This is a genomic window from Alloacidobacterium sp. (assembly GCF_035631355.1).
Classification (GTDB): Bacteria; Acidobacteriota; Terriglobia; order Terriglobales; family Acidobacteriaceae; genus Alloacidobacterium.
In genome coordinates, this window is the sequence record NZ_DASQIX010000075.1 from 92,211 (window position 1) to 100,744 (window position 8,534).

Here is an 8,534-nt window from a genome sequence, read left to right on the forward strand (position 1 = left end):
CGAAAACTTCCTTTTCTTTCACATCCGAGATTTGCAGCAGCTACTGGCGTTTATTCCTGACCGGAGGCACAACCACCACAGGACGGCGCAGCGGCACCATGGCTGATCCCTGCTGCTGGAAGCTGTGCTGCATACGGCTGAGCATTTCGCTGCGAACGTAATCGACAAAGCCCTGCATCTGGCGGTTCATCTCTTCCATGCGCTCGCGCATTTGCAGAATGATGGCAATGCCGGCAATGTTCACACCCAGGTCGCGCGCAAGATTCAGGATGAATTCCAGCCGCTCTAGGTCTCCATCCGTGTAGAGGCGTGTGTTGCCTTCTGTGCGCGATGGCTTCAGCAGCCCTTCGCGCTCATATAGCCGTAACGTCTGCGGATGGATGTCATACATCTCGGCAACCGCCGAGATCATGTACGCACCCTTCGATTTGCGTTTCGTCGGCATCGCTTTTCTCAATGCGCGAACAACCGCGCCTCTCCATCTTGCACATGGACCGCGCCCCACCGGATATACCGGGGCAACAGCCGAAAAAACTGTCCTCCGCCTATTCTGTAAGGCACGAAGGCTTTTATACAGTACCCACTTTGGTGCTCGATTTCCACCAGCAAAGCGTCGGAAAAGCCCTCGGCTGATGGCTTGCCCATAGTCACGTTGGCCGCCGTGGCCGCCGCGATGATCTCTTTGTTGTTGCTCCGTTCTGTGAGCTGCTCATACAGAAGGTCTAACAGCATGGCGGGATCGGGCGGCACATTCTTGCGTGGGACTGTTTCATTTACGATCTCGCGCTTCTCGTTCAGTGAGAAGCCAAACGGCCCAAAGGCGCCGTATCTACGCAACATTTGTCGGGCATAATTGACGGCGGCGTTTAGCAATTCGTTGGCGTCTTCCCGGATTTGCGAGTCTTCGGTCACTGCGCAGTCCCTATCTTCGTCCAGATCGCCTCGCGCGGATCGGCCGGATTGAGCTTGGCTAACTCGCGCAGTATTTCCTTCGAGCGCTCGTCCTGTATGTGCGGAACAACAATTTCGATGGCCACGATCTGGTCGCCGCGCTTGCCTTCTTGCGAGGCCGAAGGAACTCCGCGTTCCCTCATGCGAAGCTTCTGTCCGGACTGCGTGGCCGGAGGGATCTTCAACTGCGCGCGCCCGTCAATAGTGGGCACCTCAATCTTCGCGCCCAAGGCAGCCTCAGCCACAGTTACCGGAACAGTGATGTGGATGTCATCGATCTGGCGCGTGAAAACGGGATGCGTGCCTGCCCGGATGATGAGGTACAAATCACCCGGAACGCCGCCGTTCATTCCGGCGTTTCCCTTGCCTGCAAGGCGAATGCGCTGGCCATCGCGCGTTCCGGGCTTGATGCGGAAATCGATGTGTTCCGTGCGATCCACAGTGCCTTCGCCGTGGCAGGTCGGGCAGGCATTCGATACCTTGCCGGTGCCTCCGCAGCGCGGACACTGGATATTGAACTTCATCCGCCCACCCATCTGCGTGACCTGGCCTGTGCCGTTGCATTCGGGACAGGTATGCGGCCCGCCAGTCGTAGCCTTGCCTTTGCAGGTAGGGCAAATTTCACGACGATGAATGTCGAGGCGCGTGGTGCCGCCGCGTATCGCCGTCCAGAAATCGACCGTGGCCTGATATTCAAGATCGGTGCCGGGTTCGGGGCCGTGTTGTTGCCGGCGTCCGCCCTGCGAAAACATGCCGGAAAAGATGTCGCGGAATCCGCCCCAGCCGCCGGATTGCGCATTCCCGCTGCCGGGCTGCGCACCGGAGGATGCGTAGTCGGAGAAGTCGAAGCCACCGAAATCGAACGGCACGCCTTGTCCGTGCGCGCCCGCTCCCTGACCCGCGCGCGCCGCTGCTTCCGCCGCCGCGGGATCAATCTGGTCGGAGTAGAAGCCAAACTGATCGTAGATTTTGCGCTTCTTCTCGTCGCTTAGAATGTCGTTGGCCTCGGAGATTTCCTTGAACTTCTCCTCGGCCTTCTTGTCGCCCGGGTTCACGTCGGGATGGTACTTGCGCGCCGCCTTGCGAAAAGCCTTGCGGATCTCCTCCGATGTCGCCGTCTTTTTCACGCCGAGCGTGGCGTAATAGTCTTTGTGCTGTGTTGGTGGCATTGACTCTTTACTTCTTCTTATATCGTACAGGGCTGGATGTCGCTCCAGCCCCGAGAGCGTATCGACACATATAGATGCGCTTCGCGCAAAAGCGATGCACCAACACTACTGCGCCGGAATCACCAGGTACTGCTCCAGCTTGCCATCCGGCATGGTGTAGGTGGTCACGCGCAGGCGCTGCGGGCTCTCTTTGAACGTGACGGCAAAGACGCGGAAGGTCATGCCGCCGCGCAAGTCGTCAGCCATTTGATGAAATGTTGCCGGCTCACCCAGCGGCTTCAGGCTGGATGAAAAGTCCCCAAGCGCCTGCGAGTCGAAATAGGCGTTGCAGTTGTCAGTGAAAAGCGTGCGGTCGATCTGCCCCTGCTGCAATCCTTTGAAAATGGCCAAGCCCTGCGTCTCAGCCTGCGATGCAGCCTCTGTATCGAGGCCGAGAACGATAGGCGTCAACTGGCGGCCAATCGCTGAGGCGGCTGGCGACGCGTCCTGATTGGTGAGGACAACAATAGCGGCCTTATCGTCAGGAAAGACGATATTTTCCGAAACGAAACCCGAAACCTCGCCCGAATGCTCCAGCGCAGCATGACCCGACCGCGGCCCGGTAAACAGGCCCAGCCCATAGTGGCTGTCCGTCCCGTCCTTGAGCTTGACCGAGGTGAACATCTGCTTGTAGGACTCAGGCGCAAGCAACGAGCGGTTCATAATGCTGATGTCCCAGAGCGCGAGATCGTGTGCGGGCATGGCCAGCTCGCCCGCGGCAAACATCCAGCCTGCGCCTTCTTTCGGCGCGGGACGCAGCGGGCCAAGTGCATAGCGTATGTATCCAGCCGCGTCAGTGTCGCCAAGCTTGGCTACATCGGTGTTGTAGACCGACTTCATATCGAGCTGTGTGAAGACGTTCTGCTGCAAGAAGCGCATCAGCGGCTCACCGCCCAGTTTCTCGACGATCACGCCTGCGATGACGTAGTTCGTATTCGAGTATTGCCATTTCGTGCCGGGGTCGAAATCAAGCGGCTTCTTCGCCCAGGTATCGAGGATGTATTGCGCCGTCGCGGGCTTGCGCATCGGCGGCATCAGGTAATCTTCCGGCCAGTAGTCCTGATAGCCCGAGGTATGTGAGAGCAGCATCCTGATGGTTACTTCATCGCCGCGCGTAAGGCCGGGGACATACTTCGACACTGGATCGTCAATAGATAGCTTGCCCTGCTGCTGCAATAACAGAATCGATGCCGCCGTGAACTGCTTTGAAATAGAGCCGACGGAGTAGCGCATCTGCGGCGCAGCCGGAGTTGGCGGATCGAGCCGCGCCTTGCCGTAGGCATTCGTGTAAACAATCTGGCCTTTCTGCACGATGGCAATGGATGCAGACGGAACGCCGGTATCTGCGAGAACTTTATTAGCTACAGCGTCAATCTTCCCGCGCAGGTCAGCGGGGATTGTATCGACGGGCTGGGCGAAGCTGCCGGCTGTCTGCGCAGTCGCGGGGATTGTTGCTGCAACAGCCAGTAACGAGAAAATCAGGGCTAAAACGTAGCGGCGCATGGCGCTTCACAGGGTAAATCGCGCCGGTAAGGTAAGCAAATGGAATGATATGCTGCGAGGCATGACGACCAGGCGTGATTTTCTTTCCCGCAGCGCGATGACGGCCGCGGGATTCGGCGCTGTGACCGTGGGCCAGGCATTGCCCGCGCAGGTAGCCGAGAGTGTCAAACAGATGCGGCCGCCGAAGAAGCCCGTGATTGTCACCCGCGACACCGGCGATGCCAGCATCGACGAGGCCTACAAGATGTTGCTCGACGGAGCGGACACCCTCGACGCCTGCAATCACGTCTGCGTCGCACGCGAAAACGACCCCAATGACCACAGCGTGGGCTATGGCGGGCTTCCTAATGAAGACGGCGTAGTCGAGCTTGACGCCTGCTGCATGCAGGGACCAACGCGTATGGCGGGATCAGTAGGCGCTCTGCAGAATATTCGCCACGCGTGCCTGGTCTCGCGCATAGTGATGGAGCGGACGGGCCATGTTATGCTCGTCGGCCGGGGCGCGGAGCATTTCGCCGTGATGGAGGGCCTCAAGCGCGAGGACATGCTCTCCGACGACGCGCGCAAAATGTGGCTTCTGTGGAAAGAGGACCGCAACAGCCACAACTTCTGGGGGCCTCCGTTATCAAGTCCTCAATGGAAGCAGCCTGCTCCGCCCCCAACCCTGAACCACAGCGCCATTCCGCGCCATCCGGGTCCCGAATGGGCTGATGTCATCCGTACCCGCTCGCAGCAGCTTATGGGTATGGCCGGCGACCTCGGAATAGCGCCGCACAAACGCGCCTTCGCCGTCGAACAGGTGTTGTGGCCGACAACCGGGACCATCCACATTTCCGTCGTCAACACTCAGGGCGAGATGTCCGGCGCGACGACTACTTCCGGACAGGCATGGAAGATCCCCGGCAGAGTCGGCGATTCGCCCATCATTGGCGCCGGATGTTATACCGACCAGGACGTTGGCTCGGCTGGCGCGACCGGATCAGGCGAGGAGAACATCAAGGTTGCCGGTGCTCACACCATCGTCGATTGCATGAGGCAGGGCATGTCGCCAAAAGAAGCCGGCCTCGAAGCTCTGCGGCGGATTGTCCGCAACTACAACGGCGACATGAACAAGATTCGCTATCTCGACATGATTTATTACATCGTCCGCAAAGACGGCGCTTATGCTGGGGTCTCACTCTGGAACACCACCGCAAGTGGCTCACCTAAAATTTTCGTCGTGCATGACGGCGAGAAGCGGATTGAAAAATGCGCATGGCTGCTCGATGGGAAGACGACCAATTAGCGACCACTCTTGTTACTCTGAGCAACCGCCTGTCTTCTTGGTAGATTTGTATTGGCATGAAAAATCTTCTCAAAGGCTATCTGCAATTCCGCAAAGATGCTTTCCCGCAGTGGAAAGACCATTTCAAACTTTTGGCAGACCGCCAGGCTCCGGATGTGCTGTTCATCACCTGTGCCGATTCACGGATTGTCCCCAGCCTTATCTTGCAGGCGAAGCCGGGCGACCTCTTCATTGCCCGCAACGTTGGAAATGTGGTTCCTCCTTTTGGCGAGATGGCAGGCGGCAACTCGGCAACTGTGGAATACGCTGTTGAAGTCCTCAAAGTGCGCCACGTCATCATCTGCGGCCATTCCGATTGCGGCGCGGTAAAAGCGGTCCTTCAGAAGAAGGATGTCAGCAGATTGCCCGTTACCCACCAATGGCTCAGCTATGTTGAAGCCGCATGGCAATACCGCGACCCCAGCGACCCTATGGGTGACGAGCAGGCGCAGCATACAGCACTCATCCACGCTAATATCGTGGCCCAGCTACACAACCTCAAAACGCATCCCGAAGTCGCTGCCGGACTGGCCAAAAGTACTTTGCAGGTGCACGGCTGGTATTACGACATCATGACGGGCGCAATCGAGGCCTATGACCAGCAGACGCGTAAATTCGCGCCGCTGGAAGACTCGACTTCCGGCTGACCTGGACCATCTTTGCTCTTGTATAAAGGAAGTGCGTACTTATTTCTCCGGGAAGAGGTGTTTTCGTGTCGAGCCCCGCACAACCCGCAGCGTCCGGGGAACAGATTTCAGAAACTCACGGGAAAGGAACTGCGCGGGCAACCATCGCCTGGTCCAGCTTCCTTTTTGCGCTGCTGCAAAGCATCTGCACGTTTTTCGCCGCTCTCGAGGGAGTACGCCTCATTATCGGTATTGGATCACTCGCAGTAAGCGCTGGCCTTGTTTCAGTCATGCGTCATTTGCACGCCGATGCGATACGGATACCGATGGTACTGCTCGCGCTCATCGGATCTCTGCTGAACCTGGTTGTCCTGATGCAACTGCGCCGTCTGCGCAACCGCCCGGCCTCGCAGTGGCGGCAAACGCCGCTGAGTCCGCGCAAAATCCGCATGGAGCGATGGCAGATGGTCCTGTCCATCGTGACCCTGGTGCTGATCGGAGTTGAGGAGTATATACATCTCCTCTGGCATCATCACCTGTAACAGTCAGGCTTCCAGCAGACCAGCACGGTAGGCGAATTTCAGGTTTGGCTCAATTCCCTGCTTCAAATCTTCTGCCGGTATTTCCGGAAATTTCGCTTTCAGTGCCTCAAGTAGCCCTGCGCGATCGTGCGTGCCATCCAGCAGCTTGAGACATTCACGGCCAATCGCATCGGTGAAATTTACCTGTGTATGCCATAAAGTCGAGGTGAAGTCGCGCGTCTGCGCATCAAGGCGGCTGATTGGCGTGGCCAGCGGCCGGTCTGAAAGCACAGGAGCCAGCGGCGGCGCCCATGAATGCAATTCGACCATTTGGCTGATAGCGAGCTGTAACAGCATCATGGCCGCCTTATCGGCTTCAGCAATGCCGTGCTCCCTGAGGATAGGCATGAGCTCGTCATAGCGCAGAGTGTGCGGCCATGCATTAATCAGCTTTTCCATGATGGCGATAGTTGGCGCATGAGTGCAATGTAGTCTTTTGTCCCCGATGAGGTTATAGAAGCGCGATGAAGCATCCTCTCCCGGCTCGGAGACAGCGGGCGATGCAAAGAGCAGGCGGTCGAAAGAATCCGGCGGAAATTTGCGCTCGAGCTGATGGTGGGCGCGGCAAAGCAGGGTCTCGCGATACATGCGCATGCGCGCCAGATCGAGCAATTGTTCCTGCTCCAGCAGATCGGTTGAAATGGCCTTGATTGTGCCTTGAAATCCAGCCTTGAAGCAGGGATCAGTGGGCACAGGCAACTCGGCTTCAGTTAGATACTGCAATCCATGTTTCGCAGCGTGCTCGATGAACTGTGAAAAATAAACGGGGTGATAGGCCGGACTGAAGTCGTCATGATAAACGCTGTGCGACGATTTGATATTCAGCCGCTTATGGTGCTCTTCGAGGAGCGCTTTGTAGACATCGCCTTCTGCGCGAGTCGCCGCAAGTGCGGAGAGAAATTCGATCCCCGCCTTGAGCTTTTTGTCCGGATCTTCGACTTCTGAAGCGGCGAAGGTCATCATCTCGCGGACCATCTTCCGCATATAGCTGCCGGGCAGCGCGTTATAGCTGACGAAGGCGACGCCATTAGGGGCGAGCAGTTCCCCGCTGAGAGCAAGCAGACGGTCGCGCACCGGCTCCGGCACCCATGCGTAAAGTCCGTGGGCGATGATGTAGTCGAATTCGCCCAGCTCTGTGCCAACTTTCCGTAAATCTGCCTGGAAGAGACGAATGTTTTTCAACCCTAGAGTGTTAATTCGCTCCTGCCCGCGGTGAATGCATTCAGGAGCGAGATCGAAGCCGACAAACTGTGCTCTGGGAATGGCGTAGGCCATGGGAATGATGTTTCCTCCCTCGTTGCAGGCGACTTCCAGCACACGGCAGGTCGCAACAGGCGCTGGCTCCAATCCATAGAGGAGAGACATGAGAGCAAGCTGGTCAGGATGGGTGTGGGCATATGCATAGCCGGGGTATTCGACGGCGTCATAGGTGTTCTGCGGCGTGGACAAGCGAGGTTCTCTCCTGATTCGGTTCCGAATCATTTTAGTGGAGACCAGCCGAATGGTTTTAGTGCGCGCCGGCCGGGGCCTTCTTTCCAGGCTGGACTTTGCGGAAGAACCAGACAAGGATGATGCAGCCGAAGCAAGTCAGGGCGATATAGCGGAAGACATCCACGAACGCCCACAGCATGGATTGGTGGCCAAGCTGCCGGTAAAGCTGCGCCATACTGGCGCCAGCCGCATTGCCCTGATGGGTCTGATGGCTAAGGTAGTTCGTCAGGCCACTCATGCGCTGTTGCAGCCAGTAGCTCGACCGGGCAATGGAACTGGCCAGGTCATGCTGGTGGAGATCAGCGCGGCGGGTGAGCAGCGTCTGCGCCAGTGAAATGCCAACCGAACCGCCAATGTTTCTCACCAGGTTGAAGATGCCGCTAGCGTTGCCAATCTGCTCGTTTCTGAGAGTGGCATAGGCCTGCGTGGTAATGGGCACGAAGACGAAGCTCATGGCAAAGCCGGTGATGATGATCGGCCACAACAATGTAGTCGGGCTGGTGTCGAGCGTGACTCCGCCAAAAATCAGCGACGTAATGCCGAAAACGCCAAAACCAAATGTGAGCAGATAGCGCGCATCAAGCCTCCCTCCGAGCGTGCCGACAATGGGCATGGCGGCAATGGCGCCAAATCCGCGCGGTCCTACCACCCAGCCGGCCGTGAACGCCGTATACCCCAGCACCTCCTGATAGAAAAGTGGCAGGACGGTAATGGTGGAATAGACACTTAGCCCCAGCAGGAGCATCAATGAACAGCCGATGGCGAAGTTCCGGTCCTTGAGTGTCCGCAGGTTGACCAGCGGATCTTTTTTGCGCCAGGAGTGGATGACGAACCAGATGAAGCTGATGAC

General features: G+C 57.7%; 9 protein-coding genes. 3 read left to right on the top strand and 6 right to left on the bottom strand.

All coding sequences use genetic code 11. The features are described 5' to 3' along the window. Nucleotides 1–40: 40 nt before the first annotated feature. The 4 genes from VEV40_RS14145 to VEV40_RS14160 all read right to left on the bottom strand — a co-directional run bounded on the left by VEV40_RS14145 (nt 41) and on the right by VEV40_RS14160 (nt 3,662). Complete coding sequence (locus tag VEV40_RS14145; protein WP_324833214.1) at nt 41–445, bottom strand: helix-turn-helix transcriptional regulator; 405 nt, start codon at nt 443–445, stop codon at nt 41–43. Nucleotides 446–453: 8 nt separating this feature from the next. After that, nucleotides 454–912 (bottom strand): hypothetical protein, encoded by a 459-nt coding sequence (locus tag VEV40_RS14150; protein ID WP_324833215.1) that lies wholly within the window; start codon nt 910–912, stop codon nt 454–456. Next, the gene (locus VEV40_RS14155; protein ID WP_324833216.1) at nt 909–2,120 is read right to left on the bottom strand and encodes a J domain-containing protein; all 1,212 of its coding nucleotides are present in this window, start codon (nt 2,118–2,120) and stop codon (nt 909–911) included. The genes VEV40_RS14150 and VEV40_RS14155 overlap by 4 nt, the downstream gene beginning before the upstream one ends. A 105-nt stretch (nt 2,121–2,225) precedes the next feature. Then, nucleotides 2,226–3,662 carry a serine hydrolase domain-containing protein gene (locus VEV40_RS14160; protein WP_324833217.1) on the bottom strand — a complete coding sequence of 479 codons (1,437 nt, stop codon included), beginning with the start codon at nt 3,660–3,662 and terminating at the stop codon, nt 2,226–2,228. Between the two features lie 61 nt (nt 3,663–3,723). Between VEV40_RS14160 and VEV40_RS14165 the strand changes: the two genes are divergently transcribed. The 3 genes from VEV40_RS14165 to VEV40_RS14175 all read left to right on the top strand — a co-directional run bounded on the left by VEV40_RS14165 (nt 3,724) and on the right by VEV40_RS14175 (nt 6,154). Further along, the gene (locus VEV40_RS14165; protein WP_324833218.1) at nt 3,724–4,947 is read left to right on the top strand and encodes a N(4)-(beta-N-acetylglucosaminyl)-L-asparaginase; all 1,224 of its coding nucleotides are present in this window, start codon (nt 3,724–3,726) and stop codon (nt 4,945–4,947) included. A 56-nt stretch (nt 4,948–5,003) separates the two neighbouring features. After that, a complete protein-coding gene (locus tag VEV40_RS14170; protein ID WP_324833219.1) occupies nt 5,004–5,633 on the top strand; it encodes a carbonic anhydrase in 630 nt (209 codons plus the stop codon). A 65-nt stretch (nt 5,634–5,698) separates the two neighbouring features. After that, complete coding sequence (locus VEV40_RS14175) at nt 5,699–6,154, top strand: hypothetical protein (RefSeq protein ID WP_324833220.1); 456 nt, start codon at nt 5,699–5,701, stop codon at nt 6,152–6,154. 3 nt (nt 6,155–6,157) lie between these two features. On the opposite strand, the gene VEV40_RS14180 is transcribed toward VEV40_RS14175, so the two are convergent. Together VEV40_RS14180 and VEV40_RS14185 are read right to left on the bottom strand one after the other, a co-directional pair. After that, nucleotides 6,158–7,642: a class I SAM-dependent methyltransferase gene (locus tag VEV40_RS14180; protein WP_324833221.1), complete on the bottom strand. Its 1,485-nt coding sequence runs from the start codon at nt 7,640–7,642 to the stop codon at nt 6,158–6,160. A gap of 58 nt (nt 7,643–7,700) precedes the next feature. Further along, nucleotides 7,701–8,534: MFS transporter (locus VEV40_RS14185; RefSeq protein WP_324833223.1), on the bottom strand; the 834-nt coding region annotated here is incomplete at its 5' end.

What these genes read in the sequence shown, in the direction of transcription:
- VEV40_RS14145 (WP_324833214.1), bottom strand. Translation starts at nt 445, where the DNA reads ATGCCGACGAAACGCAAATCGAAGGGTGCGTACATGATCTCGGCGGTT.
- VEV40_RS14155 (WP_324833216.1), bottom strand. Translation starts at nt 2,120, where the DNA reads ATGCCACCAACACAGCACAAAGACTATTACGCCACGCTCGGCGTGAAA.
- VEV40_RS14160 (WP_324833217.1), bottom strand. Translation starts at nt 3,662, where the DNA reads ATGCGCCGCTACGTTTTAGCCCTGATTTTCTCGTTACTGGCTGTTGCA.
- VEV40_RS14165 (WP_324833218.1), top strand. Translation starts at nt 3,724, where the DNA reads ATGACGACCAGGCGTGATTTTCTTTCCCGCAGCGCGATGACGGCCGCG.
- VEV40_RS14170 (WP_324833219.1), top strand. Translation starts at nt 5,004, where the DNA reads ATGAAAAATCTTCTCAAAGGCTATCTGCAATTCCGCAAAGATGCTTTC.